This is a genomic window from Chelativorans sp. AA-79, from assembly GCF_029457495.1.
In the GTDB taxonomy this organism is placed as follows: domain Bacteria; phylum Pseudomonadota; class Alphaproteobacteria; order Rhizobiales; family Rhizobiaceae; genus Chelativorans.
This window is the reverse complement of the sequence record NZ_CP120361.1, coordinates 1912927-1938332: the sequence shown is the minus strand read 5'-3', so window position 1 is coordinate 1938332 and position 25406 is coordinate 1912927. Positions and strand designations below refer to the sequence as shown.

Genomic DNA, 25406 nt, shown 5'->3' with positions numbered 1-25406 from the left:
TGCTTGTTGGCCAGCGGCCTAGATCCTTTTTCCGGATGTCGCGTCGAAGACGTCGAAACGGTCTTTCGGAAAATGGATTTCGACCATCTCCCCCGTTTTAGGGACGTGATGGTGCTTGTGATCGAAGCGCACGGCGATCAGGTCGCCGTCGCCTGAATCCAGAAAGGCGGTCACGTCGCTGCCGGTCTTCTCCGTGTAGCGGACGGGCAGCGAGAAGCGGGCGCCCGTCTCGCCGGACCCGTTGCACCCGATCGAGAAATGTTCGGGCCTCAAGCCCACGACGATGGAATCGCCGTCCCTCGGCGCTGCGGAGAACGCGTAGGCTGAAAGATTCATGCGCACGTCGGTCGGTCCGTGAACTGCGCTGATCGTCCCGCCGGTGTGTTCGACCCGCGCCTTGAGCGTGTTCATGGCCGGAGAGCCGATGAATTGGGCGACGAAAAGGTTGGCCGGCCGCTCGTAGACCTCGTCGGGTGTTGCGATCTGCTGGATCACGCCGGCGTTCATGACCGCGATCCGCGAAGCCATCGTCATCGCCTCGACCTGGTCATGGGTCACGAAGACGATGGTCTTCGCCAATTCCTGGTGAAGCTGCTTGATCTCGAGCCGCATCTCGGTGCGCAGCTTGGCATCCAGATTGGAGAGCGGCTCGTCGAACAGGAAGACGTCGACGTTCTTCACCAGCGCACGGCCGATGGCGACGCGCTGGCGCTGACCGCCGGAGAGTTGGGCCGGCTTGCGGTCGAGCAGCTTGTCGATCTGCAGCAGGTTCGCCGCCCATGCAACGCGGCGCTCGATCTCGGCACGGTCGAGCTTCTGTGCCGAGAGCCCGAATTTCAGGTTTCCGCGCACCGTCTTCGTTGGGTAGAGCGCATAGGACTGGAAGACCATGGCGAGACCGCGGTCCTTCGGATCGAGGTCGGTGACATCGCGCCCGCCGATCAGGATCGACCCATCGGTCACCTCCTGAAGCCCGGCCAGCATGTTGAGAAGCGTGGTCTTTCCGCAGCCGGACGGCCCCAGGAGCACCAGGAATTCGCCGTCCTCCACGCGGAGGTCGAGATCCTCCAGGACCGTGACCCGGCCGAAGCGCTTGACGATGTTGTTGAATTCGATTTCCGGCACGGCTTACCCCTTGATCGCCCCGGCGGTGATGCCTTGGACGAAGAATTTTCCCAATGCGAAATAGACGACGAGCGGCGGTATGGCCGTCAGCAGCGCGGCTGCCATGTCGACATTGTACTGGACCTCGCCGAAGGAGGTGATCACCGTGTTGGCGAGGATCACCGTCATTGGCTGCGTGCCGACGCCCCCGAAGATCAGGCCGATCAGATAGTCGTTCCAGACGGTCGTGATCATGAGGATCAGGACGACGATCATGATGTTCGCGGACATCGGCAGGATGATCTCGAAGAAGATGCGCCAGAACGAGCCGCAATCCATGATCGCCGCGTTGATGAGTTCCTCCGGCACATCCTTGTAGAAGTTGCGGAAGATGAGGGTGAGCAGCGGCATGGCGAGAATGGAATGCACGATGGCCACCGCCCAGATCGTCCCGAAGATGCCGAGCGAGGAAATCAGCACCACGAGCGGGATCATGATGATCTGGAGGGGTACGAAGGCGCAGAGGAACAGGATGAAGAGGAAGGGTCCGGCCCACCGGATCTTCCACAGCGCCAGCGCGTAACCGGTCACGGACGAGATGCCGATGGAGATCAGCAGGCTTGGGAAAAGGATCTTCATCGATACCCAGAAGCCGCGGCTCACGCCCTCGCAGGTCATGCCCGCGCAAACCTCCGACCACGCTTCTCGCCACGGCTCGAACGTCCACTCCGTCGGCAGGGCGAAGACCTCCCCGAGAGCGATCTGGTCCATCGTCTTGAAGGATGTGACGATCACGACATAGAGCGGCACCGAGACGAAGGCCGCGCACATGGTGAGGAACACCATGATTGCTATAGAGGAGCCGCGAATGCGTTTCCTGCGCCTGGTTCTCGGAGTGGCGGCGGCAAGGCTTGCCGTTTGCGCGGTCATCGTCATCGAGCCATCGCCTCCCGGCGCCGCGCCTGCCAGGCGGTGAGCAAAACGAGCGGAAGGAAGAGAGCCGCCGTGATCAGGAGCATTATGACGGCGGCCGAAGACGCATATCCGATATTGCCTCGTGCCGCGTAGGAATTGATGACGAAGTAAGCGGGGGTCCAGGTGGACGTTCCCGGGCCGCCACCGGTCATCGCCAGCACGATGTCATAGGTCTTGACGACGCCCAGCGACAAAAGGATCGCGCAGGTGAGAAACGTGAATTTCAGCATCGGGATGATGATTTCGATATAGAGCCGCCAGAAGCTCACGCCGTCGAGGCGGGCAGCGCTCCATATCTCGGTATTGATCGACTTCAAGCCTGCCAGCATCAGCGCCATGTAGAAGCCGAGGCCGTGCCAGATGGAGGCGAGGATGATGCCGTACATCGCCGTCTGCGGGTCGGCGAGCCAGTTGAAGTTCGCGCTTTCCCAGCCGAGCCCGCGCAAAAATCCCTGGATGCCTAGGTCCGGGTTGAACATCCATCGCCAGACGATGCCGGTCACGATGAAGGAAACGGCGAGCGGATAGAGAAACAGGGTCCTGAAAAAGCCCTCGCCGCGTTTCTCGCGCTCGATCATCGCCGCGAGGATGAAGCCGAAGACGATTGCCAGTGCGCTGCCGATGGCCAGGATCAAAACGTTCTTGAGTGCCGTTTCCCAGGCATGATCGCGGAAGAGCCGTTCGTATTGACGCGCCCAATCGGCGAAGTCGATGGCATAGTCCGGAAAGCGCCTCGACCTTGTGAATGAGATCCATATCGTCCAGCAGATCGCGCCGAAGAAGGCGACTGCGGTGATTGTCATCGCAGGAATCAGCGCGATCCTGGGCGATGCCCAGTTCCACCGAACTGCCATTTCCTCCTCCCCGGTTACGGCCGCCCTTCCGAGGGCCCCATCACCGTGCGACGCAGCGCATCCTGCGCCTTGTATTAACGTTAATATAAGGGTACAAAGCGAGCATCGTCAATGGCCTTATGGCCGGTGAGCGAAATCGGCCACTGAGGGGCCTGTCATGGAGGATCGGTTTTGCCGGCAGAAAACAGCGACATTCCGAGGATCGGACTGGGGACCTACGGCCTGACCGGAGCCGAGGGGCGTGCGGCGCTCTCATCGGCGATCAACCTCGGTTATCGGCATCTCGACACCGCGCAGACCTACGGTACGGAAGAGAATGTCGGCGAGGCCGTCGCGCGCTCGGGACTCGACCGCGCGGATTTCTTTGTCACGACCAAGGTGACCGCCTCGAATCTCGGCCGGCTTGCCGAGAGCGTCGACGACAGCCTCGAGACGATGCAGCTCGACTACGCCGACCTCGTGCTGATCCACTGGCCGGCCCCGCACGACGATCCGCCGGTGAGCGCTTACATCGGAGCGCTTGCACGGGTTCAGGACGAAGGGAAGACGCGCCTGATCGGCGTTTCGAATTTCACCCGGCGGCACATCGACGAGGCGGTTGCGGAGATCGGCGAAGGCCGGCTCGCGACCAACCAGTTCGAGCAGCACGTTTTCCTGCAGAACCGCGTGCTTGCCGCCCATTGCCGCGAGCGGGGCATCGCGGTGACCGCCTATATGCCGCTCGCGGGCGGCCGTCTGGGCGACGATTCCGTCATCGGCGCGGTCGCCTCGAAGCACGGCGCGACGGCGAGTCAGGTGGCGCTCGCCTATCTCCTTGCGCTCGACTCCATCGTCATTCCGAAATCCGCTTCGCCGGAACGGCAGAGGACCAATCTCGCCGCCGGCGATCTCGTGCTGGACGGGGCGGACATGGGGCGGCTGGCCGGGCTCGAGCGCGGCCAGCGTTACATCAATCCGGCATGGGGTCCGGACTGGTACTGACCAGTCAATCGGAAGAGCCGTCCCCGAAAGGAGCGGCAGAAGGAGGAAGAGGTGGGAATATTCGACGGCTTCGGCCACATGGCTTTGAAGGTGAACGATCTGGAGGTCTCGGTTGATTTCTACGACCGCATCGGCTTCCCCGAGATGCTTCGGCTGCTCGACGCCGAGGGCAAGCCGTGGATCGTCTATCACCGCATCAGTGAGCACCTCTATCTGGAGCTGCTCCCGGGAGGCGACGGTGATCCCGCAGCCGATCAGAAGAGAACCGGCATGAACCACTTCTGCCTCACGGTGAGAAACGCCGACGAAGCCGAGAAGAGGCTCGCAGATGCGGGCGTGAAGCTCAGCCGGCCGCGCAAGACGGTGCGCGGCGTCGACGGCAACTGGGGGATGTGGATCGAGGATCCCGACGGAAATCGCATCGAGATCCAGGAAATGGCGCCGGAGTGCATCCAGTTCGAGGCGGAACGCAATCTGGCGGATGGAGCGCCTCCGCAGGTGCTGACGATCTATTGAGGATAGGAACAGCAATGGTCATGGGAGGAACAGGACGATGATCAAGGTGAAGCAGGTGGCGCATGTGTGCATCTTCGCGCACGACCTGGAAAAGACCCGCACCTTCTACGAGGACGTGCTGGGGATGGGCATCCAGTTCAATTTCCTGCGCGACGGGAAGGTGTTCGGGTTCTATCTGAACTGCGGCGGCCGCAGCCACGTCGAGGTCTTCCAGAAGGACGGGACGTCCTATGGCGACACCAACCAGATCAACCATTTCTGCCTGGAGGTCGAAAACCTCGATGCGGCGATCGAGCACATCAGGTCGAAGGGCGTCGAGATCACCAAGAAGAAATATGCCTGCGACGACACCTATCAGGCATGGATCCGCGATCCGAACAACGTGAAGATCGAGCTCTTCGAATACACCGACAAGAGCGCCCAGTTCGTCGGGCGCGACCGGGTCGCGGACTGGTAATCCGGCCACGGCCCTGATATCGGCTCTGCCGTTCCGGCCGGGGGCCGGAGGGCGAGGGTACGAAATGGCAAGACTGCGCGCGCGTCTGAAGGACATTGCGGAAGCCACCGGCTTTTCGGCGAACACCGTTTCGCTCGCCCTCAGGGGCAGCCCGCGCCTTCCGGAGGAGACGCGCGAGCGGATCCTGGAGGCCGCCGCGCGGCTGAACTACTTCCCCAACCACATCGCCCGCTCGCTCGTGCACAGCGCCACGCGGACGATCGGCCTTGTCATGACCGACATCATGAACCCGACGCTGACGCTCGCCGCGCGCACCATCGAACGCGAGCTGTCGCTGGCCGGCTACGCCATGATGTTCGCCGCCTCGGATTCGAGCGTCGAAAACGAAAAACGCGCCATCGAACTGTTCCTGTCGTATCAGGTCGACGGGATGCTGATCTATCCGGCGAGCCACCGGGAATACGATCACATCAAGGCTGCCGACGAGGCGGGCACCCCGGTGCTGCTGCTGGTGAACCTGCCGGGTTCCGCCCTCGACACCGTGACGATCGACGACCGGGCCGGCGCCTACAAGGCCTTTCGCCATCTCTGCCAAAAAGGCCATCGACGCATCGCCATGCTCGACGGTGGGCGGGCGCTCGGCAATTTCGACAAGATGCACGGCGCGCTGCGTGCAGTGCGGGAAGCAGGGCTCGCCAAAGAGGCGATCACGGTTTTCGAGCCTGAAGGCCACGCGCCGACACATGGCTTCACCGCGATGGAGCGGATCATGCAAAGCGCTCCCCGCCCCACTGCTCTGTTCGCCTCCACCGATTCGCTCGCCGTCGGCGCGCTCCACTGGTGCCGGGAAAACGGCATTGCCGTTCCACAAGACCTGGCCGTCATCGGCTACGACAACACGGAAATTTCGCAATATGGAGCATTGCCGCTGACGACGGTGAACTATGCTGCGGATGAAATCAGCCGGATCGGCGTCGACCGAATTCTAAAACGGATCGAAAGCCGCGGCTCGTGGAACGCGCGCGACATCAGACTAATCGAGCCAGAACTCATCCTCCGCGACAGCGCGTGAATGGAACCATCCGCCAGATGGGCAACCGAAATCCCTAGCACGCGGCCGAACGAGCCTTTCCTCCACCATTCCAGGATACGGTAGCCGGTTTGCCAACAGGCTTCCGGCCCGCATGGCGCAAACGGCCCGTTTTTGGCCAAGTCGGCTCTGCCGCTCCTCCGCCGTTTCTGTGATTACCGCCAAGCCTCAACGGCTCGCGGAGACGCAAGCATGAAAGCCCTGGGGCCGGTCGACCGGGAAGGCGGTGCATTCGCTGCGTCAGGTTCCGGTTGAGATCGAAACGATGAACACAGCTCAAACACTCTCGACCAACACAGAAAGGAAATGCCATGCGTAAAGTCATTCTCACGTCAGCCCTTGCGATCCTTGGGTTCGGTCTCACAGGCGCAAATGCGCTTGAGACTCATTCCGGCCACAACGCTGCCCACCATTTCGGCTTTAGCGAGCAGGACGATCTTCCGGCCTCTCTCGCCAAGAGGCAGTTCAACGGCCTCGATGCCGGGATTGTCACCTCCAGCACGAGCAGGGTGACTGTCGGTTATCCTTCCCGATCGCAGTTCGGCGGCACGAACCGGATTTATAGCGCTGCGGACGCTTTCGGCCCGAGCGACCGAAACGACCTGCCGGCCTCCTTGTCCCGGAGACCGTTCGGGCGCCTCGATGTCGGCAGCGTCACCTCCAGCACCGCGGCGGAGCGGCTGACGAGTGGCTACCCTCGCCGGGCGCAGTTCGGTCGCACCCCGATGTCCCGGGGTTACAACGCCTCCGACGATTTCGCCGTTTCGGACGACTAAGGCGGACCATCGTCAAACAAATAGGCAGCCTCGAACGAGGCTGCCTATTTTCGTGGTCAACCCTCCTATGGTTTTCTCAAACCTCGACTTCTCTGGCCCCCTGCCGAGCATAGTCGGGAATCTTGAAGCGCCTGCGGTACGCGCCCGGCGGCAGGCCCGTGACACGCTTGAAGAGACGGCGGAAGAAGGCCGGCTCTTCGTAGCCGACCTGCCAGCTGATTTCGTCGATCGACGCTTCCGTCCGCTCAAGCCGGCGCTTGGCGTCCTCTATTCTCAGGCGCTGCACATAGGCGATCGGGCTCGATCCCGTCGCGCTCGTAAAGCGGCGCTTGAAAGTGCGCTCGGAGAGGCCCGTGCGCCGGATCATTTCTTCCACGGGATTGACCACCGAAAAATGCGTCGCGACCCATTCCTGGGCCGCCTGGATAGCAAGGTCGCCGTGGTCCTTGCGCCCTTCGAAGACGATGTAAGGGGCCAGACCGTCCTGATGCCACTGCAGGGCGAATGACCGCGCGACGGCTTGGGCCGCGGTCGCTCCGGCATGGCGGGCGATCAGGTACAGCACGAGATCGTGCCAGGTCATCGAAGCGCCGGAAGTGATCAGTTCCTCGTGCCTGCCGGAGACGACCAGGACGCGCTCGGGGTGGATCGGCACCTCCGGAAACGTGGCTGAGAAGGCGTGGGCGTAGCCAAAATGCACCGTCGTATCCACACCGTCGAAAAGCCCCGTTTCAGCCAGCAGGAAGATACCGGAACAGGCGGAACATAGAAGCGCGCCGCGACGATGCATGGCGCAGAACCAATCGACAATTTCCGGATGCAGGCCCTTCTGCCAACCGGCCGGCCCAAGCAGGATCGAGGGGACGATGATGATGTCGGTGTCGTCGACTTCGACGACGCTGCGCTGCACCACGACTGGAACGCGACTGGCAAGCTCCAGCGGGCCGGGTTTCAGCCCGACGATTTCGACCTGAAAAGGTGGTTCCTGCGACGGCAAGCCTGACAGCGGCATCATGGCGAAGGCGTTCATCACGTCGAAAATGCCGGAAAGCGTCGAAACGACGGCTTCGGGAATGGCGACGAGGCTCACATGGAGCGGCTCGGATCTGGTCGCGGCGGCGTGCATGTCAGTTCCCCTCGCGTCGTAGAATAACCCCAACAAGGCCGTCGCGCCACGTTTTGTGGGAGCCGAATGGCACAAATGACCCGATTCTGGACATTCCGGCTCTGCCGCTCTTCTCCGGTCCCTGCGATTTACCGACAGCCTCAGGTTTGCCACTGAGCGCCCGGACAGGAGACACAGAAATGGAACACACCCACCACAACACAATCAATTCCGCGAAGCTCGACGCGCTGGTCGCGCGCGCTTTCGAAGACCTTTCCGCCGGCTATGGCGGTGTCATGATAGGCCTCGGCAACCGGCTCGGCCTCTACAAGGCGATGGCCGGGGCCGGGCCACTCAGCGCACGCGAACTGGCCAGACGCGCCGGATGCGCTGAACGCTACGTGCACGAATGGCTCAATTCGCAGGTCGCGGGCGGCTACGTCACCTATCATGCCATCAGCGGTACCTATGAGATGACGCCGGAGCAGGCCCTCGTGCTCGCCGACGAGGACAGCCCGGCTTTCATCCCAAACGCCTGGGCCGTGCCCGCCTCGATGTGGGCCGACGAGGACAAGGCCGTGGAGGCGTTCCGCACCGGCAAGGGCATTCCCTGGGGCGACCACGACGGACGGCTCTCCTGCGGAGTCGCTGCCTTCTACCGCAACGCCTACAAGGCGAGCCTGGTCGCTGAATGGCTACCGGCTCTCGACGGGGTCATTGAGAAACTGAAGGCCGGCGCGCTCGTGGCCGATATCGGCTGCGGCCACGGCCATTCGACGGTGCTCATGGCGAAGGCCTTTCCGGCGTCCGAGTTCCGCGGCTTCGACAACCACCAGGAATCGCTATCGGAGGCTCGGAAGGTCGCCGCCGAGGCGGGCGTTGCCGAGCGGGCGACCTTCGCGGCGGCGCGGGCCGACGACTATCCCGGCAAGGGCTACGACCTGATCTGCTTCTTCGACGCCCTGCACGATATGGGCGATCCGGTCGCGGCAGCCTCCCACGCCGCCAAGACACTCGCGCCGGACGGCACCGTGATGCTGGTGGAGCCATTCGCCAACGATCGGGTCGAGGATAACATCACGCCGGTGGGAAGATTGTACTACGCAGCCTCCACCACCATCTGCTGCGCCCATGCGATTTCCGACGGTGGTCGCCTGGTGCTCGGCGCGCAGGCCGGCGAGGCTCGGCTTGCGGACGTGTTCCGCCGAGCCGGCTTCACCCGTTTCCGCCGCGCTTTCGAGACCCCGTTCAACCTGATCCTCGAAGCGCGGCTCTGATCCTCGACATCGCCCTGCAGAAGGAGATTTGGACGAATAGACCAGATCAGCCGTGGTGCTCGCACACCACGACTGATCGAGGCGCGTTCCGCGTGTCTGGCATGCCCGGGAGCGCGGCCCGGCAGGGAACCGTCCACGCGGCTGGCAGTTGTGTCGAGAAAGGGAGCCACACATGGGTGATGATAAGACGTTCACAAGCCCGGAGGCACGGGCATCCGGCAGCGACGATCCGGATATCCGCCACTTGGCCGAGCGATATGGAATTACGCTGGAGCAGGCACGCGACTTGCGCGACCGCTGCGGCGATGATCAGCCGTTGCTGGAGCGCGAGGTGCAGGAGTTGAAAGGCGGTCGGCATGCATGAGGTCGAGAGTTGACCGGCGGCAAGGCCCCGGCGGACCAATCAACATGATCCATTATCTGATGGCCTCCGGTTGAAGGACCGGAGGCCCGCTGTCGCTTGGCAACCAGTGTAGCGATCGCCGTCAGCCGGCCTGTCTGGTGACGCGCACGATTGCGCTGGCGCCGTTGTTGTCGCTCTCGGTAAGGGCGTAGACCGCACCATCCGGCCCGACCTTGACATCCTGGACGCGGGCCTCGAGCGGAATGCGCTCCTCGCTCGTCACCCGCCCTTCCTGCAGATGAAGGACGACGAGGCCTTGGCTGACCAGGCCACCGATAAGGACTGCGCCGTCCCAGGCCGGAAACTCCTCGCCCTGGTAGAAGGTCATGCCGGAAGGGGCGATGACCGGATCCCAGTAATAGACCGGCTGTTCCATACCCTCCATCGCGGTGAGGCCGCGGCCGATCGGCGCGCCGCCATAGTCCACGCCGTAAGTGATGACCGGCCAGCCGTAATTCAGGCCCGCTTCCGGCCGGTTCAATTCGTCACCGCCCATGGGCCCATGCTCGACCGTCCAGAGTCGGCCTTCCGGATCCAGCGTGGCTGCCTGGAGATTGCGGTGGCCATAGGACCAGATTTCCGGCTGGATCGAGGCGTGCTGGGCGAACGGATTGTCTTCCGGGGCGGACCCGTCCCGGTTGATCCGGAAAATCTTTCCGAGCCCGGAGGTCAGGTCCTGGGCCTGGTCGCGGATGGGCGTATCGGAGCGCTCGCCCACCGTGACGAAGAGATGGTCGTCGGGGCCGAAAACGAGGCGCGAGCCGAAATGCATGTCCCCGTCATAGGCGGGAGTCTGCCGGAAGATGATTTCCAGATCCTGCAGCGATCCGGTGCCGGATCCGTCGGTTTCCAGACGGGCGCGGGCGACGCTCGTTCCGTTGCCGCCGCCTTCTCGCGGCTCCGAGAAGGAAAGATAGATCATCCCGCTTTCTTCGAAATCGGGAGCGAGCGCGACATCCAGAAGCCCGCCCTGGCCCTCGGACATCACCTCGGGAACACCTTCGATCGGCGCCCCCGCCTCGCCCTCCGAGGAGATGATCATCATGTCGCCTTCCTTGGCGGTCACGAGCATATCGCCGCCGGGGAGGAACTCCATCGACCATAAATTCGGCAGGTCCTCCGCAATCGTCGCGGTCTCGACGGCGGTCTCCTCGGCAGGAAGCGGCGCACGCGTCTGGTTTTCGAAAGCCGGCTCCTGATCGGGTGCGTTGGGCGCGGCGGTCTCGGCCGTCTCACCGCTATCCGTCTGGGCAAATGCGGGACCGCACAGGACCGCTGCCATGGCTATTAGGGACACCAAGCGTGTCATGAAGGCCTCCTATAGGGAACAAGCCGCCAACGGGACATCCTTTTCGCGGGCCAGATAGAGCAGGCCCCCGGCATTTCAATGTAGGCCACGCAATCGGATTCGCGCCTCAAAGCCGCCACGGCTTCTCGCGACCGTCGTCTTCATCATACCCTTTGTCTTCATCATGCTGACGGCGGTGAAGGACCGGGAACAGTCATCACTGCTCGATTTCTCCTGGCCGACCGAGTTCGACGTCTGGGACAATCTCGTGGAGGTGATCACCACGCGAAACTGGATGGTGGTGACGGCCTTCATTACGATCCCGCCGCTGCTCGTCCTCCTCTTCTTCAACCGGCAGATCATCGCCGGCATGACGGCAGGCTCGGTAAAGGGTTAGCGGATCGACATGCGACCGGACCCGGACAGCTCAAAAGGTCACCCGGGGACTATATCCAAACGCCCTTTGCGCCTTGGTGATGCTCAATCCGGACTCCATGCCCCTCAGCTTCGGTCTTATGGAAGTGGTGGGCGAGTATTCCCAGAACAGGTCTGCCGTGGGGCAGCCCACCACGTTGCAGCCACCGGTGAGATTGTAGATGCCGGATTCGACCCTTTCCACCTCAATGGCCTGACGGCAGCCTGTCGCGATGTCCCGCGCATCCGTGCGGGTCCAGAGGAGGAAGCGGTCCGACGCCGGGTTCGCCCGCACGCGCTCGATTTCGGCAGGCAGAGCGTCCGGAATCCTTGCGCCCATGATTCTGAGCGCCAGCACGCTGAGCCCCTTCTTCGCGAAATAGGACGCGGCTTCTTCGCAGGCGATCTTGGAAAGCGCATAGCTGTTGAGCGGCCGTAGTGGGTGACCCTCGTCCACCGGCGCGTAGTCGGGCGCATGGCCGGCAAAGCCGTAGACCTGGGCGCTTGATGCGACGAGCACACGCCGGACCGAAAGGTTGAAGCAGGCGTCCAGCACGTTGAAATTGGCCGAGACATTGTCGCAATAGGTGCGGGTGTCCGCGACGATACCAGGGTCGGACCAGGCGGCCATATGGATCACCGCCTCGGCCTTCGCATAGGCGATCGCGCCAAATATGTCCTCTGCACGGGCGACATTGCCCAGCATAGTCCCCACGCCCGCCACCGGCTCGGGCGGCGGGTTCAAGTCGAGGCTCGTCACCTCATGGCCATGCGAGGCAAGCTCCTGCAGCAGATAGCGACCGATCCGGCCATTGCCTCCGGTAACCAGGACACGCATAGAACCCCTCCCTGCAAGAGCAGCACTTCCAGGCCGCCGAAGTTATCATATGATGTCAGACAAGTATGTGTTAGCTTCCGGAGACGAGTCGGTCAATGTCGGCATCGCGGCAGCGCCCGGCGCCAGCAAACTTTTCCACTCCGACGGGAGCCGACACGTGAAGATCACCGAGCTTAGGACTTTGCCCCTTTCCCTGCCGCTGGAAAAGCCGATCGGCAATGCTACGGCGACGATCCACAGCTTCTCCTGCCTCGCCATCTTCCTTGACACCGACGAAGGTGTGACCGGCGAGAACCTCATCTTCACGATCCGGCCAGAGCAGCTGCCGCTGCTCGATTCCATGGTGAAGCTACTGCGCGAGGCCGTGATCGGGCGCGAGCCCGACGAGACGGAAGCATTCTGGGCCGAGGCGTGGCGGCGCATCAATTTCATCGGCTTCGCCGGCGTTTCGATCATGGGCATCGCAGCGATCGACGGGGCGATGTGGGACCTGCGCGGCAGGGCGGCGGGCCTCTGCATCTCCAAGCTGGTCGGCCGGGCACGAGACGCGGTGCCCGCCTATGCAAGCGGCGGGCTCTGGCTGACGCAATCGGTCTCGGAGCTGGTGGCGGAAGCTGAGGCGTTCCTTGACCGCGGCTTCACCGCCATGAAGCTGCGCCTTGCCGGCCGCGCGGAGATCGACCTGCCGCGCCTGAAAGCCCTGCGCGAAGCCGTCGGCGGGAAGGTCGCGCTGATGGTCGACGCCAACCAGGGGATGACGGCGAAGGACGCCATAGCGCTCGGCCGCGAGATGGAGGCTTTCGACATCGCCTGGTTCGAGGAGCCCCTCCCCGCCCACGATCTCGAGCATCTGGCGGAGGTGCGCGTGGCGCTGCAGACGCCGATCGCCTCGGGCGAGAACGAATACACGCGCTACGGCTTCCGCCGCATGATCGAAGCGAAGGCGGCCGACATCCTCATGCCGGACCTGCAGCGCGTGGGCGGGGTGAGCGAGTTCCTCAAGGTCGGCGCGCTGGCCGCCGCCCACGACCTGCCGGTTTCCTCCCACTTGTTCCCCGAGATGAGCCTCCAGATCATGGGGTCCCTTCCCAATGCGACGCTGCTCGAACATCTCGAGTGGTTCTCGCCTCTTTACCAGGAGCCGATGGAGTTCAAGGACGGCATGGCGCTTGTGCCGGATCGCCCCGGTTGGGGCTTCACCTTCGACCAGAAAGCTTTGGAGCACCACAAAATCTGATCGCTTGCACTTGTCAGTTGTCAGACAAGACGATAGAAGACTCGCACGGCGGACACTGAGCTTAGCGAGAGCATCAGGATTGGCATGAAGATCATCGACGTCAAAGTGCGCGTATTCCTCCATACGACACGTCGGCACCAGGATGCCGCCGGGCATGGGCATCCCGGCGAGCCGCACAAGGTGAAGCAGGGGCTCCTCACCATCACCTGTGACGACGGCTCCGAGGGTCACTGCTTCGGCGCGCCGGAGGTCATCCGCCCGCATGTCATCGACAAATTCGTGAAGACGGTGCTGATCGGTCAGGATCCGTTCGACCGCGAGCGGCTGTGGCAGAAGCTTGCGCACTGGCAGCGCGGCAGCGCGGCGCAACTCACCGACCGCACGCTGGCTGTCGTCGATACGGCGCTTTGGGACCTTGCAGGGCGCGCGCTCGGCGTGCCCGTGCACAAGCTCATCGGCGCTTATCGCGACAAAGTGCCGGCCTACGGCTCCACCATGTGCGGCGACGAGCTCGAAGGCGGCCTCGCCACGCCGGAGGATTACGGTCGCTTTGCGGAAAAGCTGGTGGCGCGCGGCTACAAGGGCATCAAGCTCCACACCTGGATGCCGCCGGTTTCCTGGGCGCCCGACGTGAAGATGGATCTCAGGGCCTGCGCGGCCGTGCGAGAGGCGGTTGGGCCCGACATCGACCTGATGATCGACGCCTTCCATTGGTATTCCCGCGTGGAGGCTTACGAGTTGGGCAAAGGCCTGGAGAAGCTGGGCTTCGCCTGGATAGAGGAGCCGATGGACGAGCAGAGCCTCTCGTCCTACGCCTGGCTTGCGGACAATCTCGCCATCCCGGTGCTGGGGCCGGAGAGTGCTGCCGGCAAGCATTTCGCACGCGCGGAATGGATCAAGGCCGGAGCCTGCGACATCCTGCGGACCGGCGTCCACGATGTCGGCGGCGTCACGCCGGCGCTGAAGACCATGCATCTGGCGGATGCCTTCGGCATGAATTGCGAGGTGCACGGCAACGGCGCGCCGAACCTCGTGGTGACCGCAGCCTGCAAGAATGTACGCTGGTACGAGCGCGGGCTGCTACACCCGTTCCTCGAATACGACGACGGCTTTGAATACCTGAACACGCTCGCCGATCCCATGGACGAGGACGGTTTCGTCCATCTCTCCGATCGGCCGGGCATCGGCGAGGACATCAATTTCGACTTCGTCAATGACAATCTCGTTTCCTGAACGGGGACGACAAGCGGCAGGAAGGGCAAGCAAAGTGAACCACATATCCTCTCGTCCGGCGATGGACCCGCAGGAGCTCAAGACCATTCTTTCGTCCGGCTTGATGTCGTTCCCGATCACGGATTTCGACGAGGCGGGTGATTTCGACGAAGCGAGCTACCGCCGCCGCCTGGAATGGCTCATGCCCTATGGCGCCAGCGTACTGTTCGCCGCGGGCGGCACGGGCGAGGGCTTTTCCCTCACCCCGGCCGAGCACGCGCAGGTCATCCGCACCGCGGTCGAGACCTGCGGCGCGCATACGCCCATCGTCGCCGGCGCGGGCTACGGCACGCGGCTTGCCATCGAGATGGCGCGCAACGCGGAAGCCGCCGGAGCAGCCGGCATCCTGCTCCTGCCTCACTATCTCACCGAGACCAGCCAGAAGGGCCTTGCCGCGCATATTGACGCGGTCTGCAAGGCGGTCGGCATCGGCGTGATCGTCTATAACCGGAATGTCTGCCGGCTCACCGCCGACACGATGGAGAAGCTGGCTGACGACAACGCCAACCTCATCGGCTTCAAGGACGGCGTCGGTGACATCGAGGCGGTTACGATCATGCGAAGCAGGCTTGGCGATCGCGTCAGCTATCTTGGCGGGCTTCCCACGGCCGAGGTGTTCGCGGAGGCCTACAACGCGGCCGGTTTTCCGGTCTACTCGTCGGCAGTATTCAACTTCATCCCGAAGACCGCGAACGAGTTCTATGCTGCCGTGCGCAAAGGCGACCGGAACGTGACCAGCAGGATCCTCAAGGAGTTCTTCCTGCCTTACATCGAGATCCGCAACCGCTCCGCCGGCTACCCGGTCTCGATCATCAAGGCCGGCGCCCGCCTTGTCGGCAAGCCGGCCGGCCCCGTGCGCCCGCCGCTTGCGGACTGCACCGAGGCCGACCACCGCGACCTGCAGGCGCTCATCGAGAAGCTTGGGCCTCAGTAGGCAATAGTGGGCCGCTGCATCCAAGGGCGATCCCAAAGGGAGGAAGGAAGAGATGATTGACTCAACTTGTATGACGTCTAATAACAGACAAGTTTGATTCAGGGAGGAACCAATGAAGAGAAGATTCGCCTTTCTGCTCGCGGCCGCGCTCATCGCCACCGCGCCGGGCGCAACGGCCGCAACGCCCGACGACCAGCTTGTTGTCGGTATGAGCATGAACAACATCACCACGCTCGACCCGGCAGCCATGGCCGGGCGCGAGTCGACGGGCATCGCGACGAATGTCTATGACACCCTGGTGCGTCTCGACCCGATCGAGAAGACCAAGGTTCATCCCGGTCTTGCCGAGAGCTGGGAGATCAGCGACGACGGCAGCAGCATCACCTTCCACCTGCGCGAAGGCGCGAAGTTCGCTTCCGGCAATCCGGTCACGGCAGACGACGTGCTGTGGTCTTACAAGCGTAACGTGGAACTCGGCCTTGTCGGTGCGGGCGTCTGGCTGTCTTTTGGCTTCACGCCGGAAAATTTCGATCAGTATGTGCGCGCCGAGGGCAACGCGATCACCATCACCCTGCCGGAGGAAGGCGATCCGCGGCTGTTGCTTTATATGTTCGGCAAGCCTGATGCGGCCGCCGTCATCGACAGCGAGCTTGCGATGGAGCACGCCTCCGACGGCGACAAGGGGCAGGGATGGCTGACGACCAACACCGCCGGGTCGGGACCCTTCAAGCTCACCAATTTCACCGCCAACGACGTGATCGTGCTCGAGCGGAACGAGAATTACTGGGATGACCCCGCGTCCATGACGCGCGTGATCTTCCGCCATATGCCGGAATCGCAGACCAAGCGCCTGATGCTGGAGCGCGGCGACATCGATGTCGGCTTGGGGCTCTCGGTGCCCGACATCAATGCGCTCTCCTCGAATTCGGATGTGGAGGTGCAACCGGTACCCGGCGCCGGCTTCTACTATCTCGGCGTCAGCATGAAGGACGAGCGCTTTGCCAATCCGAAGGTGCGTGAGGCCCTACGCTACCTCATCGACTATGATGGCATCAACGCCACCATCATGCCGAATTACGGCGTGGAGAGGCAGCGCCCCGTGGCGCTCGGCGTATTGGGCGCGCTGGAAGATCCCGGATACGCCCTCGATGTGGAGAAGGCCAAGGCGCTGCTTGCCGAGGCCGGTTATCCCGATGGCTTCGAGGTGGAACTGCTGGCACTGAACGAAGCGCCATTCCTCGATGCCGCGACCGCCATCCAGGGCACGCTGGCGCAGGCCGGCATCCGCGCGAACATCGTGACGGGCAATGGCAATCAGGTCTACGGCCCGATGCGCGAGCGCAATTTCGAGATGATCGTGGGGCGCGGCGGCGGCGGCCAGGAGCCCCATCCGCATTCCAATCTGCGCGCCATGGTTGTCAACCCCGACAACAGCGACGACGCCGGGCTGTCGGGCGTGATCGTCTGGCGCACTTCCTTCTATGACGAAGAGCTGAACGCCATGGCCGCTGAAGCTCTGACGATCCGCGACACCGAAAAGCAGGCGGATGCCTACGAAGCCATCCAGCAGCGCCTCGAAGAGGTGGTGCCGGCGCTCCTCATCTTCTCGCAGGTCGTCGATACCGTCGTGTTCCGCTCCGACGTAGAGGACTACCAGAACCACTATGGTTGGACCACGCGCCTCGAAGAGGTGCACAAGGACCGCTGACGGAGCCCGCTTCATGAAGGAAGCGATATGATCGGGAGGCGGCCGATGCCGCCTTCTCCTTTCAAGCCAGAGTAAAGAGCATGGACTCCGGAAACTCGGTGCAGACGCGTCTTTGGAATGGCCTGACCTTCTTGGGCTCCATCGCCGTCACGCTCCTCGGCCTGCTGCTTTTGACCTTCGTCATCGGCCGGGTGATGCCGATCGATCCCGTGCTGGCCATCATCGGCGACGAGGCCAGCCAGCAAGCCTATGACAGGGTTTACCAGCAGCTTGGTCTCGACCAGCCGATCTACATACAGTTCCTTCGCTACATGTCCGAGATCCTGCATGGCGATTTCGGCACGGCGCTGCTCACGGGCAAGCCGGTGATCGAGGACATCGCCCGCGTCTTTCCTGCAACCGTCGAGCTCGCCACCCTTTCGATCTTGATCGGCGTCGGTCTCGGCGTCCCGCTGGGCGTGCTCGCGGCAGTCCGCCGAGGCAAGCTCACGGACCACGTGGTACGCTTCCTTTCACTGATCTTCTATTCGACCCCGGTCTTCTGGCTGGGGCTGATCGGCCTCATCGTCTTCTACGCCAAGCTCGGCTGGTCCGGCGGCACGGGCCGGGTGGAGATCTTCTACACGGGCATCGTCCAGCCCATCACCGGTTTCCTCCTGATCGACAGTGCGATCACCAAGAACTGGGACGTCTTCTGGAGCGCAGCGCGCAATATCTGGTTGCCGGCGACCATCCTTGGCCTCTCCTCCATGGCCTATATCAGCCGCATGACGCGCAGCTTCATGCTGGAGCAGCTCGGCCAGGAATACGTGCTCACCGCGCGCATCAAGGGCCTCTCGCGGTCTGAGGTGATCTGGCGCCACGCCTTCCTGAACATCCGCGTGCAGCTCTTGACCATCGTGGCGCTCGCCTATGGCGGACTGCTCGAAGGCGCGGTGCTGATCGAGACCGTCTTCTCCTGGCCGGGCTTCGGCAGCTATCTCACCTCCAGCCTGATGATGGGCGACATGAACGCCGTGATGGCATGCACGCTCCTCGTGGGGCTCATCTTCATGGGGCTCAACCTTCTCTCCGACCTGCTCTACCGGGTTCTCGACCCCAGGACACGTGCGGCATGAGTGACATCTCCAACAGGACTTTCTCCGCATGGATCGCCGCCGAGGAGCCCGCTTCCTCCCGGCAAGCCACCGCACAGCGGTTCTACTGGAGCGCGGTGAACTTTTTCGCCAATCCACTTACGGTGATAGGCCTTCTCATCCTGCTCGTCCTTGCGCTGATGGCCGCCTTGGCACCGCTGATTGCTACGCACGACCCGATCGCGCAGAACCTCACGCAGGCGCTCAAGCCACCAAGCGCGGAACACTGGCTGGGCACGGACGAGCTCGGCCGCGACATCTACAGCCGCATCGTCTTCGGCGCCCGCATCACCCTCTATATCGTCACGCTGGTCTCCGTCATCGTCGGCCCCATCGGGCTCCTGATCGGCATGGCGGCGGGCTATTTCGGCGGCTGGACCGACCGCATCCTGATGCGTATCACCGATCTCTTCCTGTCCTTCCCGAGCCTGATCCTGGCGCTCGCTTTTGCCGCCGCGCTCGGCCCCGGCCTGGAGAACGCGGTGATCGCCATCGCGCTCACCGCCTGGCCGCCGATCGCCCGGCTCGCCCGCGCCGAAACGCTGACGGTGCGCAATACCGACTACATCGCCGCCGCAAAGCTCACCGGAGCCTCGCCCCTGCGCATTCTCGTCGGGCAGATCCTGCCCATGTGCGTGCCCTCGGTTGTCGTTCGCCTTACGCTCAACATGGCCGGCATCATCCTGACGGCGGCGGGTCTCGGCTTCCTTGGTCTGGGCGCGCAGCCGCCTTCGCCCGAATGGGGCGCGATGACCTCGGCCGGCCGCCGCTTCATGATGGAGAGCTGGTGGGTGGTCACGATGCCCGGCTCCGCTATCCTGATCGTCTCGCTCGCCTTCAACCTCTTCGGCGACGGCCTGCGCGACCTTCTCGATCCGAGGCAGAGACAATGACCATGCTCGCCCAAGCTCCCCTCCTCTCGGTCAGGAACCTGAATGTCGTCTACGCCTCCGCACGCCGGCCCATGCATGCGGTGCGCGACGTGAGTTTCGATCTCGGCTGCGAGAAGCTCGCCATCGTCGGCGAGTCCGGCTCCGGCAAGTCGACCGTCGGCCGCGCCATCGTTCGGCTGCTCGCGCCCGCGGCGCGGATCACCGCCGAACACCTGCAATTCGAAGGCCGAGACGTCCTCTCGCTCAGCGAGAAACAGATGCAGGACATCCGCGGGCGGCGCATTTCCATGATCCTGCAGGATCCGAAATACTCTCTGAACCCGGTGATGACCGTCGGCGCGCAGATCGCGGAAGCCTATCGCGCCCATTTCCCGGTAAACGAGGCCGAGGCGAAGAAGCGCGCGATCGCACAGCTCGCAGCAGTCCAGATCCGTGACCCGGAACATGTCTTCGGCCTCTATCCGCATGAGGTGTCGGGCGGCATGGGCCAGCGCGTGATGATCGCGATGATGCTCATCCCCGAACCCGCAGTCATCATCGCCGACGAGCCCACCTCGGCGCTCGACGTGACCGTCCGCCTGCAGATCCTGGCCCTGCTCGACGATCTGGTGCGCGAGCGCGGCATCGGCCTCGTCTTCATCAGCCACGACCTCAATCTCGTGCAGAGTTTCTCCGACCGCGTGCTGATAATGTATGCGGGCCGCGTGGTGGAGACGCTTCGCGGCGACGAGCTCGGCGAGGCACGGCATCCCTACACGCAAGGCCTGCTTGCCTCCCTTCCCAGGATCGGCGAGCGCCGCGCCCGCTTGCCCGTCCTCGAACGCAATCCCGAATGGACGCTCGGCGGAGGGCGGTCATGAGCATGATCCGCGTCGAAGACCTGTCCCTCTTTCTCGGCGAAGGTCACCGCCGCCGCAAGATTCTGGAAGACATCGGCCTAAACGTGGAGCCTGGCCAATCCTTCGGCCTCGTCGGCGAATCCGGCTCGGGCAAGTCCACCGTCCTGCGCTGCATCTCGGGCCTCTTCCGCCACTGGACGGGCCGGATCTCCGTGGACGGCGAGACCTTTGCCGACGCCAATCGGCGGGCGTGGTGCCGCAAGGTCCAGATGGTCTTCCAGGACCCCTACGGCTCGCTCCATCCGAAGCACAAGGTCGAGCGCATCCTGGGTGAGCCGCTGAAGATCCACGGCTTTGCAGACCGCGACGAACGCATCAACCGCATGCTGACGCAAGTGGGGCTCGGGCCGAAATTCCGCTACCGCTATCCGCACCAGCTTTCAGGCGGGCAGCGCCAACGCGTGGCGATCGCCCGCGCCCTGATCCTGGAACCCAAGATCCTGCTGCTCGACGAGCCGACCTCGGCCCTCGACGTCTCGATCCAGGCGGAGATCCTCAACCTCTTTGCCGACCTGAGGCAGGAACTCGGCCTCACCTATCTTCTCGTAAGCCACGACCTCGCGGTGATCGACCATATGTGCTCGCATTTCGCCGTCATGCGCGATGGCAGGATCGTGGAAACGCTCAGCCGCGAAGCGCTGGAGAGCGGCGGCGCCGAAACCCCCTATACCCGAACCCTGCTGCAGGCGAGCGAACGCTATGACCGCGCGCTCGCGCACGAGCAGGCCGCAACTGTCTGAGGAGAATTGGCATGGCGACTTCCGGAAGCTTTCTCACATCCGACGAAGTGAGCTGGAAAGATACGGGCGAGGGCCGCAGGATGCAGATGCTCTGCTATCGCGACGACCTGATGATGCTGCGCTGGTCCTTCGAGAAAGGCGCGGTCGGCGCGCCGCACCGGCATCCTCACACCCAGGCGGCTTATATCGAGAGCGGCGTGTTCGACGTCACCATCGACGGGGAGACGAAACGTCTCGGTCCGGGTTCGAGCTACGTGGTCGCTGGCAATGTGCTCCACGGCGCCGTCTGCATCGAGGCGGGAACGATGGTGGACAGCTTCACCCCGCATAGGGAAGACTACCTCCCGCAGAGCGACCGCCAGGCCGCAGGAGGAACGGATGTTTGAATTTCGGCGGGGAAGCCTTTCCGAACAGATCGTCGAGGTGATGCAGAAGCGCATCCAGGACGGCGAATATGCGGTCGGGGAGAAGCTTCCCTCCGAACACGTGCTGATCGGGGAGTTCGGCGTCAGCCGCACCGTTGTACGCGAGGCGATCGCCAATCTGAGAGCGAGCGGACTGGTCGTTGCCCGGCAAGGCGTCGGCGTTTTCGTGCAGCCCCATTCGCAGCCGCAGTCCTTCCGGATCGAGGGTGCCGACCTTGCAGCCGTCAACGAAGCCGTATCCGTGCTCGAATTGCGCATAGCGCTGGAGGTGGAAACGGCGGCCCTCGCCGCCGCGCGCCGGGAGCAGCCGCATCTCGACGCGATGAAGGAAGCCATGATGACCATGGCGTCCGCAATCTCCAGGGGCGAGGACTCCATCCAGGCGGACCTCTCCTTCCACCGCGCCATAGCCGAAGCGACCGGCAATCAGCACTTCCTCAAGCTTTTCAACTATCTGGGCGAGCTTCTCATCCCGCGCACGAAACTGCGCACCTTCGAACTCACCGGCCAGAGCCTGCAGAATTATCTCGACCGAGTGAACCGTGAGCACGAGCAGATCTATTCCGCCATCGAGCAAAGAGACGGGGAGAGCGCGCGGGGCGCGATGCGGCTTCACCTGATCGGCAGCAAGGAGCGGCTGCAACGCGGCACCGCAACGCCGGCTGAATAACCCTCTTCGTTCCCAGAGCATCAACCAATGGCAACAATCCGCTCCTTCGATTTCCGCGTCTTCAGCTATGTGCTGGAGGGGCTTTCCGTCGATGAAAGCCAGAACACCGTCTACACGCCGGGATCGAGCGTCACCCGCAAAGGCCTGGCAATCGTCGTGACCGACAGCGACGGCAATCGCGGCGAATTCGTCAATCTCGACAGCGACAGCGCGATGACGGCGCAATCGATCGCCATCGCCAACATGCTGGTGGGGCGCGATGTCGACGCGCGCGAACTGATGTATGACGACGCCAAGCGCGTGCACCGCAAACAGGGCGCCTTCGGCTATTCCAATCTGGACATAGCCATCTGGGATCTTGCGGGCAAGCGCGCCAACTTGCCGATTTACAAGCTGCTCGGCGGTTTCCGCAAAAGCCTTCCTGCCTATGTCAGCACCTTCCATGGCGACCGCAACGGCGGCCTTTCGACCAAGGAGGCCTTCGCCGACTATGCCGAAGCCTGCCTGGAACAGGGTTTCAAGGCCTTCAAGATCCATGGCTGGAGCGCCGGCGACCGCCGGGAGGAAGCGGCCAATGTGCTCCATGTCGCCGCGCGCGTCGGCGGCCGCATGGACCTGATGCTGGATCCCGCCTGCGAACTGCGCACCTTCGGCGACGCGCTCTATGTCGGGCGCGCCTGCGACGAGGCGAAGTTCTTCTGGTACGAGGACCCGTTCCGCGACGGCGGCTTCTCACGCCACGCTCATCGCAAGCTCCGGCAGATGCTGAAGACGCCGATCCTGATGGGGGAACATATCCGTGGTCTGGAAGCCAAGGCGGACGCCATCACCGCGGAAGCGACGGACTATGTGCGGGTCAATCCGACACTCGACATGGGCGTTACCGGCGCCATGAAGATCGCACATCTGGCCGAAGCCCATGGCCTGGACGTCGAGTTCCACGGCTGCGGTCCCTCGCAGCGGCAGGTGATGGCGGCCGTCCGAAATGCCAATTATTACGAGCTCACCCTCTGCGCGCCCGGGATCGGCAACCCCAAGCCGCCGATCTACGCCTGCGGCTACAGCGACAGCCCCGAGCATGTCGACGCGGACGGCAATGTGCCGATGCCAGATTTACCCGGCATCGGAGTGGGTTACCACTGGGACTTCATAATTCGCTCGACCACGGAACAGGTGACGGTGGGCCGCTGACGGCCTTCTTGCCGGTACCGCAAGTCCCTGCATCGGCAGGCGACCCGAGGCCCATGTCCGAGCGTGTCAAGCCAGCCGAACCACCAGCGCATCCCGCGGTGGGACAATGAGTTGGCTACCCTCGACGCGGGCGCCCTCACCTGCCCAATGTGTCCTGCCGAAGCGCAGCGTGTCGTGCTGCGAAGCAAGTTCCAGAATGGTCCGCTGCGCTTCGCGCGTCGGATTGACGACCCAAATCACTTTCCCACTCTCACCCGCATGCAACCGAGCCTGTATCGCCCGGTTGGAAAGCCGCACATGCTGCGTCTTGCCGGTCCAGGCGAAGACTTCGGCGAAGTAGTGGCGGCTCTCCTCACTTGAGTTCTTGAAATAACCCACACCCGGATGCGTGCCGACGAGCAGCGTTCGACCGCTGCCATAGGAATGCTCGACCAAAGCGATTCGCTCGTCGTCGAACCGGCCACGCTCGGTCCCGCCCTTGAGCGAATAGCTCTGCAGGAAACCGCCGCCGGTAACTGTCCGGCCTCCATAGGCGAAGCGGATGCGGTCGCCGATGTCAGGCATGAACTCGACCTCATGCTCCCGCACGCCAAAGACCTCGTCGAGCCCGTGGTTCGGCTGGATCGTCCCGACCTTGCCGCGATCGCCGAAATAGCCGATGCAGGCCTCGCTGACGAGCCTGCCGCCCGCCTCCACCCAGCGGGCAAGTTTTTGTGCGTGCGCCGCAGAGAGCATGATCGGATAAGGCGCATAGATCGCGTCATATGCGTCGATATCGTCGATATGCACCCAGTCGGGCTGGATGCCGTTGTCGAAGAAGCCGCGATAGGCGCCCCACATGGCCTCGGCATAGGTCTCCGGGCGGTGGCGGTGGTTGAGCAGGTGGTCCCAGGCTTGCGCCTCGGGGATCACGAGGAGGCCAATGTCGCCCCTCACGGGCCGCGCCTCAAAAAGCTCCCTCTGCTCCGGGGCATTCGCCCATTTGGCAATGGTGCTTTGCATATCCGAGCGCGGCGTGCGCGAGCCATCCATTCCGTAAGAGCCGAAGGCACCGAAGAGCGGCCCGTCGAGCAGCGGCCTCCAGCGCAGGTTCAGAACGCCCGTGGCGCCTGCCGCGAAGGAAGTCATCGTCCATAGCCGGATATCCTCGGGCTCCGCGACGCGGCCGTCCTCCTTGTCGCGGCCGAGTACCTGCGGCTGCAGCCAGAGCGGCCCGCCCTGCCGTTCCGCATGCCACCAGGGCTTTCCGCGGGCGGCGGCGCGCGTGAGGTCGGCGCCATAGAAATTGCGCCAGGGTTGATTCCCCTTGCGTGCCGGAATCCAGGTCATGCCGTAAATCTCGACTTTGGAGGCCGCCAGCCAGTCGTCGCACCCATTCGACGCCATGTTCGGGATAGCACCGGCGATCCCGTGCGCCGCGATCAGGCAATCCTGATCTATGGAACGGATCGTATCGATGCGCCACTGCATCTGGCCGTAGAAATTGTCGCGCCTGAACTCGAGCCAATCGAGCCCTTCCGGATAGGCGGCAATCTCCGCTGGCGGCTCGATGTCCTCCCACTCGGCATAGGAGTAGCGGTACCAGGCCTGCGCGAGCGTTTCGAGATCGCCATATTTCTTCCTCAGCCACTCGCGAAAAGCCGCCTTCGCGTAGTCGGAATAATCGACATCGGCGGCGTAATTCACCTCGTTCCAGACGTCGTAGCCAAGCAGCGCCGGATGTCCTTTGTAGCGGGTCGCGAGCGCCTTCAGGAAATTGCCGGCGGCCTCCTGCACCTCGGCGCAGTTCATAGAGAGCGCCCCTGCCCCGCCGCCATTGTTCGCAAAACCGCCCACGGCCGCGCTCACGCCCATATTCGAGGTGAGCGGACGCCCATCCATGCGCACCTGCCGCGCATGGGCGAATTTCCGGAAAGCCCAGTCGGGGACGGTATGCGTGAGCTCGGCGATGATGGTTTTGATCCCGTTTTTCGCCGCGAGATCCATCTGCCGGTCGAAGTCCTCCCAGTCGTAGAAGCCTGGCCTGCGCTCGATGGCGCTCCACATGAACCAGTGGCGAAAGACGTTGAGCCCGTCCTCCGCGGCCGTCCGGTAATCCCGTTCCCAATCCTCGCGCGGCGGGTTGGATTTCCTGAAATAGACGGCTCCGAATGGGATTTGGGGCACTTTTTCCGTGGGCATGTAGAACAGCTCCTCTCGCGCGATATTTCCCCCGGCGGCCAC

General features: G+C 63.3%; 26 protein-coding genes. 19 read left to right on the top strand and 7 right to left on the bottom strand.

Going from position 1 to position 25406, the window contains the following annotated elements; genetic code table 11:
• Positions 1 to 18: 18 nt before the first annotated feature.
• From PVE73_RS09360 to PVE73_RS09350, 3 genes are read right to left on the bottom strand one after another with little or no spacing between them, the layout of a single operon-like run.
• The gene (locus tag PVE73_RS09360; RefSeq protein WP_277366676.1) at positions 19 to 1125 is read right to left on the bottom strand and encodes an ABC transporter ATP-binding protein; all 1107 of its coding nucleotides are present in this window, start codon (positions 1123 to 1125) and stop codon (positions 19 to 21) included.
• Positions 1126 to 1128: 3 nt separating this feature from the next.
• The gene (locus PVE73_RS09355) at positions 1129 to 2040 is read right to left on the bottom strand and encodes a carbohydrate ABC transporter permease (protein ID WP_277366675.1); all 912 of its coding nucleotides are present in this window, start codon (positions 2038 to 2040) and stop codon (positions 1129 to 1131) included.
• Complete coding sequence (locus tag PVE73_RS09350) at positions 2037 to 2933, bottom strand: sugar ABC transporter permease (protein ID WP_277366674.1); 897 nt, start codon at positions 2931 to 2933, stop codon at positions 2037 to 2039. Before PVE73_RS09350 ends, PVE73_RS09355 begins: the two co-directional genes overlap by 4 nt.
• A gap of 171 nt (positions 2934 to 3104) precedes the next feature.
• Here PVE73_RS09350 and PVE73_RS09345 point away from each other — a divergent pair, with 171 nt between their 5' ends.
• The 5 genes from PVE73_RS09345 (at position 3105) to PVE73_RS09325 (ending at position 6753) form a co-directional block, all read left to right on the top strand.
• Positions 3105 to 3914, top strand: coding sequence for an aldo/keto reductase (locus PVE73_RS09345; protein ID WP_277366673.1), 810 nt, complete (start codon positions 3105 to 3107; stop codon positions 3912 to 3914).
• Positions 3915 to 3965: 51 nt separating this feature from the next.
• Positions 3966 to 4430, top strand: coding sequence for a VOC family protein (locus PVE73_RS09340; RefSeq protein WP_277366672.1), 465 nt, complete (start codon positions 3966 to 3968; stop codon positions 4428 to 4430).
• Positions 4431 to 4467: 37 nt separating this feature from the next.
• Positions 4468 to 4887: a VOC family protein gene (locus PVE73_RS09335; RefSeq protein WP_277366671.1), complete on the top strand. Its 420-nt coding sequence runs from the start codon at positions 4468 to 4470 to the stop codon at positions 4885 to 4887.
• A gap of 64 nt (positions 4888 to 4951) precedes the next feature.
• Positions 4952 to 5959, top strand: coding sequence for a LacI family DNA-binding transcriptional regulator (locus PVE73_RS09330; protein WP_277366670.1), 1008 nt, complete (start codon positions 4952 to 4954; stop codon positions 5957 to 5959).
• A 329-nt stretch (positions 5960 to 6288) separates the two neighbouring features.
• Positions 6289 to 6753 (top strand): hypothetical protein, encoded by a 465-nt coding sequence (locus PVE73_RS09325; protein WP_277366669.1) that lies wholly within the window; start codon positions 6289 to 6291, stop codon positions 6751 to 6753.
• Between the two features lie 76 nt (positions 6754 to 6829).
• On the opposite strand, the gene PVE73_RS09320 is transcribed toward PVE73_RS09325, so the two are convergent.
• Complete coding sequence (locus tag PVE73_RS09320; protein WP_277366668.1) at positions 6830 to 7879, bottom strand: helix-turn-helix domain-containing protein; 1050 nt, start codon at positions 7877 to 7879, stop codon at positions 6830 to 6832.
• A 179-nt stretch (positions 7880 to 8058) separates the two neighbouring features.
• Here PVE73_RS09320 and PVE73_RS09315 point away from each other — a divergent pair, with 179 nt between their 5' ends.
• Both PVE73_RS09315 and PVE73_RS09310 read left to right on the top strand, forming a co-directional pair.
• Complete coding sequence (locus tag PVE73_RS09315; protein WP_277366667.1) at positions 8059 to 9135, top strand: class I SAM-dependent methyltransferase; 1077 nt, start codon at positions 8059 to 8061, stop codon at positions 9133 to 9135.
• Between the two features lie 172 nt (positions 9136 to 9307).
• A complete protein-coding gene (locus PVE73_RS09310) occupies positions 9308 to 9499 on the top strand; it encodes a DUF3606 domain-containing protein (protein ID WP_277366666.1) in 192 nt (63 codons plus the stop codon).
• A 121-nt stretch (positions 9500 to 9620) separates the two neighbouring features.
• Here the strand turns inward: PVE73_RS09310 and PVE73_RS09305 are convergent, their stop codons facing one another.
• Positions 9621 to 10820: a PQQ-dependent sugar dehydrogenase gene (locus tag PVE73_RS09305; RefSeq protein ID WP_277367397.1), complete on the bottom strand. Its 1200-nt coding sequence runs from the start codon at positions 10818 to 10820 to the stop codon at positions 9621 to 9623.
• Between the two features lie 190 nt (positions 10821 to 11010).
• Here PVE73_RS09305 and PVE73_RS09300 point away from each other — a divergent pair, with 190 nt between their 5' ends.
• Positions 11011 to 11223 (top strand): hypothetical protein, encoded by a 213-nt coding sequence (locus PVE73_RS09300; RefSeq protein WP_277366665.1) that lies wholly within the window; start codon positions 11011 to 11013, stop codon positions 11221 to 11223.
• A 30-nt stretch (positions 11224 to 11253) separates the two neighbouring features.
• Here PVE73_RS09300 and PVE73_RS09295 read toward each other — a convergent pair whose 3' ends face one another.
• Positions 11254 to 12078 (bottom strand): NAD(P)-dependent oxidoreductase, encoded by an 825-nt coding sequence (locus PVE73_RS09295; protein ID WP_277366664.1) that lies wholly within the window; start codon positions 12076 to 12078, stop codon positions 11254 to 11256.
• A 49-nt stretch (positions 12079 to 12127) separates the two neighbouring features.
• On the opposite strand from PVE73_RS09295, the gene PVE73_RS09290 reads away from it, so the two are divergent.
• The 11 genes from PVE73_RS09290 to PVE73_RS09240 all read left to right on the top strand — a co-directional run bounded on the left by PVE73_RS09290 (position 12128) and on the right by PVE73_RS09240 (position 23183).
• The gene (locus PVE73_RS09290; protein ID WP_277366663.1) at positions 12128 to 13315 is read left to right on the top strand and encodes a mandelate racemase/muconate lactonizing enzyme family protein; all 1188 of its coding nucleotides are present in this window, start codon (positions 12128 to 12130) and stop codon (positions 13313 to 13315) included.
• 84 nt (positions 13316 to 13399) lie between these two features.
• Entirely contained in the window at positions 13400 to 14548 is a 1149-nt protein-coding gene (locus PVE73_RS09285; RefSeq protein ID WP_277366662.1) for a mandelate racemase family protein, read from the top strand.
• Positions 14549 to 14609: 61 nt separating this feature from the next.
• Positions 14610 to 15521, top strand: a complete 912-nt coding sequence (gene kdgD, locus PVE73_RS09280; protein ID WP_277367396.1) for a 5-dehydro-4-deoxyglucarate dehydratase — start codon at positions 14610 to 14612, stop codon at positions 15519 to 15521.
• Positions 15522 to 15633: 112 nt separating this feature from the next.
• Positions 15634 to 17229, top strand: a complete 1596-nt coding sequence (locus PVE73_RS09275; RefSeq protein WP_277366661.1) for an ABC transporter substrate-binding protein — start codon at positions 15634 to 15636, stop codon at positions 17227 to 17229.
• A 98-nt stretch (positions 17230 to 17327) separates the two neighbouring features.
• Entirely contained in the window at positions 17328 to 18347 is a 1020-nt protein-coding gene (locus tag PVE73_RS09270; protein ID WP_277366660.1) for an ABC transporter permease, read from the top strand.
• Positions 18344 to 19258 carry a nickel transporter permease gene (gene nikC, locus PVE73_RS09265; protein WP_277366659.1) on the top strand — a complete coding sequence of 305 codons (915 nt, stop codon included), beginning with the start codon at positions 18344 to 18346 and terminating at the stop codon, positions 19256 to 19258. Before PVE73_RS09270 ends, nikC begins: the two co-directional genes overlap by 4 nt.
• Positions 19255 to 20118, top strand: a complete 864-nt coding sequence (locus PVE73_RS09260; RefSeq protein WP_277366658.1) for an ABC transporter ATP-binding protein — start codon at positions 19255 to 19257, stop codon at positions 20116 to 20118. Before nikC ends, PVE73_RS09260 begins: the two co-directional genes overlap by 4 nt.
• Positions 20115 to 20897, top strand: coding sequence for an ABC transporter ATP-binding protein (locus PVE73_RS09255; protein ID WP_277366657.1), 783 nt, complete (start codon positions 20115 to 20117; stop codon positions 20895 to 20897). Before PVE73_RS09260 ends, PVE73_RS09255 begins: the two co-directional genes overlap by 4 nt.
• Positions 20898 to 20908: 11 nt before the next feature.
• Positions 20909 to 21283, top strand: a complete 375-nt coding sequence (locus PVE73_RS09250; protein WP_277366656.1) for a cupin domain-containing protein — start codon at positions 20909 to 20911, stop codon at positions 21281 to 21283.
• The gene (locus PVE73_RS09245; protein ID WP_277366655.1) at positions 21276 to 21992 is read left to right on the top strand and encodes a FadR/GntR family transcriptional regulator; all 717 of its coding nucleotides are present in this window, start codon (positions 21276 to 21278) and stop codon (positions 21990 to 21992) included. The genes PVE73_RS09250 and PVE73_RS09245 overlap by 8 nt, the downstream gene beginning before the upstream one ends.
• A gap of 27 nt (positions 21993 to 22019) precedes the next feature.
• Positions 22020 to 23183 (top strand): enolase C-terminal domain-like protein, encoded by a 1164-nt coding sequence (locus tag PVE73_RS09240; protein WP_277366654.1) that lies wholly within the window; start codon positions 22020 to 22022, stop codon positions 23181 to 23183.
• Positions 23184 to 23249: 66 nt separating this feature from the next.
• Here PVE73_RS09240 and PVE73_RS09235 read toward each other — a convergent pair whose 3' ends face one another.
• Entirely contained in the window at positions 23250 to 25364 is a 2115-nt protein-coding gene (locus PVE73_RS09235; RefSeq protein WP_277366653.1) for a beta-galactosidase, read from the bottom strand.
• Positions 25365 to 25406: the final 42 nt, after the last annotated feature.

What these genes read in the sequence shown, in the direction of transcription:
- PVE73_RS09260 (WP_277366658.1), top strand. Translation starts at nt 19,255, where the DNA reads ATGACCATGCTCGCCCAAGCTCCCCTCCTCTCGGTCAGGAACCTGAAT.
- PVE73_RS09325 (WP_277366669.1), top strand. Translation starts at nt 6,289, where the DNA reads ATGCGTAAAGTCATTCTCACGTCAGCCCTTGCGATCCTTGGGTTCGGT.
- PVE73_RS09255 (WP_277366657.1), top strand. Translation starts at nt 20,115, where the DNA reads ATGAGCATGATCCGCGTCGAAGACCTGTCCCTCTTTCTCGGCGAAGGT.
- PVE73_RS09330 (WP_277366670.1), top strand. Translation starts at nt 4,952, where the DNA reads ATGGCAAGACTGCGCGCGCGTCTGAAGGACATTGCGGAAGCCACCGGC.
- PVE73_RS09350 (WP_277366674.1), bottom strand. Translation starts at nt 2,933, where the DNA reads ATGGCAGTTCGGTGGAACTGGGCATCGCCCAGGATCGCGCTGATTCCT.
- kdgD (WP_277367396.1), top strand. Translation starts at nt 14,610, where the DNA reads ATGGACCCGCAGGAGCTCAAGACCATTCTTTCGTCCGGCTTGATGTCG.
- PVE73_RS09300 (WP_277366665.1), top strand. Translation starts at nt 11,011, where the DNA reads ATGCTGACGGCGGTGAAGGACCGGGAACAGTCATCACTGCTCGATTTC.
- PVE73_RS09235 (WP_277366653.1), bottom strand. Translation starts at nt 25,364, where the DNA reads ATGCCCACGGAAAAAGTGCCCCAAATCCCATTCGGAGCCGTCTATTTC.
- PVE73_RS09275 (WP_277366661.1), top strand. Translation starts at nt 15,634, where the DNA reads ATGAAGAGAAGATTCGCCTTTCTGCTCGCGGCCGCGCTCATCGCCACC.
- PVE73_RS09295 (WP_277366664.1), bottom strand. Translation starts at nt 12,078, where the DNA reads ATGCGTGTCCTGGTTACCGGAGGCAATGGCCGGATCGGTCGCTATCTG.
- nikC (WP_277366659.1), top strand. Translation starts at nt 18,344, where the DNA reads ATGAGTGACATCTCCAACAGGACTTTCTCCGCATGGATCGCCGCCGAG.
- PVE73_RS09250 (WP_277366656.1), top strand. Translation starts at nt 20,909, where the DNA reads ATGGCGACTTCCGGAAGCTTTCTCACATCCGACGAAGTGAGCTGGAAA.
- PVE73_RS09240 (WP_277366654.1), top strand. Translation starts at nt 22,020, where the DNA reads ATGGCAACAATCCGCTCCTTCGATTTCCGCGTCTTCAGCTATGTGCTG.
- PVE73_RS09355 (WP_277366675.1), bottom strand. Translation starts at nt 2,040, where the DNA reads ATGACGATGACCGCGCAAACGGCAAGCCTTGCCGCCGCCACTCCGAGA.
- PVE73_RS09310 (WP_277366666.1), top strand. Translation starts at nt 9,308, where the DNA reads ATGGGTGATGATAAGACGTTCACAAGCCCGGAGGCACGGGCATCCGGC.
- PVE73_RS09315 (WP_277366667.1), top strand. Translation starts at nt 8,059, where the DNA reads ATGGAACACACCCACCACAACACAATCAATTCCGCGAAGCTCGACGCG.
- PVE73_RS09290 (WP_277366663.1), top strand. Translation starts at nt 12,128, where the DNA reads ATGATGTCAGACAAGTATGTGTTAGCTTCCGGAGACGAGTCGGTCAAT.
- PVE73_RS09305 (WP_277367397.1), bottom strand. Translation starts at nt 10,820, where the DNA reads ATGGCAGCGGTCCTGTGCGGTCCCGCATTTGCCCAGACGGATAGCGGT.
- PVE73_RS09285 (WP_277366662.1), top strand. Translation starts at nt 13,400, where the DNA reads ATGAAGATCATCGACGTCAAAGTGCGCGTATTCCTCCATACGACACGT.
- PVE73_RS09320 (WP_277366668.1), bottom strand. Translation starts at nt 7,879, where the DNA reads ATGCACGCCGCCGCGACCAGATCCGAGCCGCTCCATGTGAGCCTCGTC.
- PVE73_RS09335 (WP_277366671.1), top strand. Translation starts at nt 4,468, where the DNA reads ATGATCAAGGTGAAGCAGGTGGCGCATGTGTGCATCTTCGCGCACGAC.
- PVE73_RS09245 (WP_277366655.1), top strand. Translation starts at nt 21,276, where the DNA reads ATGTTTGAATTTCGGCGGGGAAGCCTTTCCGAACAGATCGTCGAGGTG.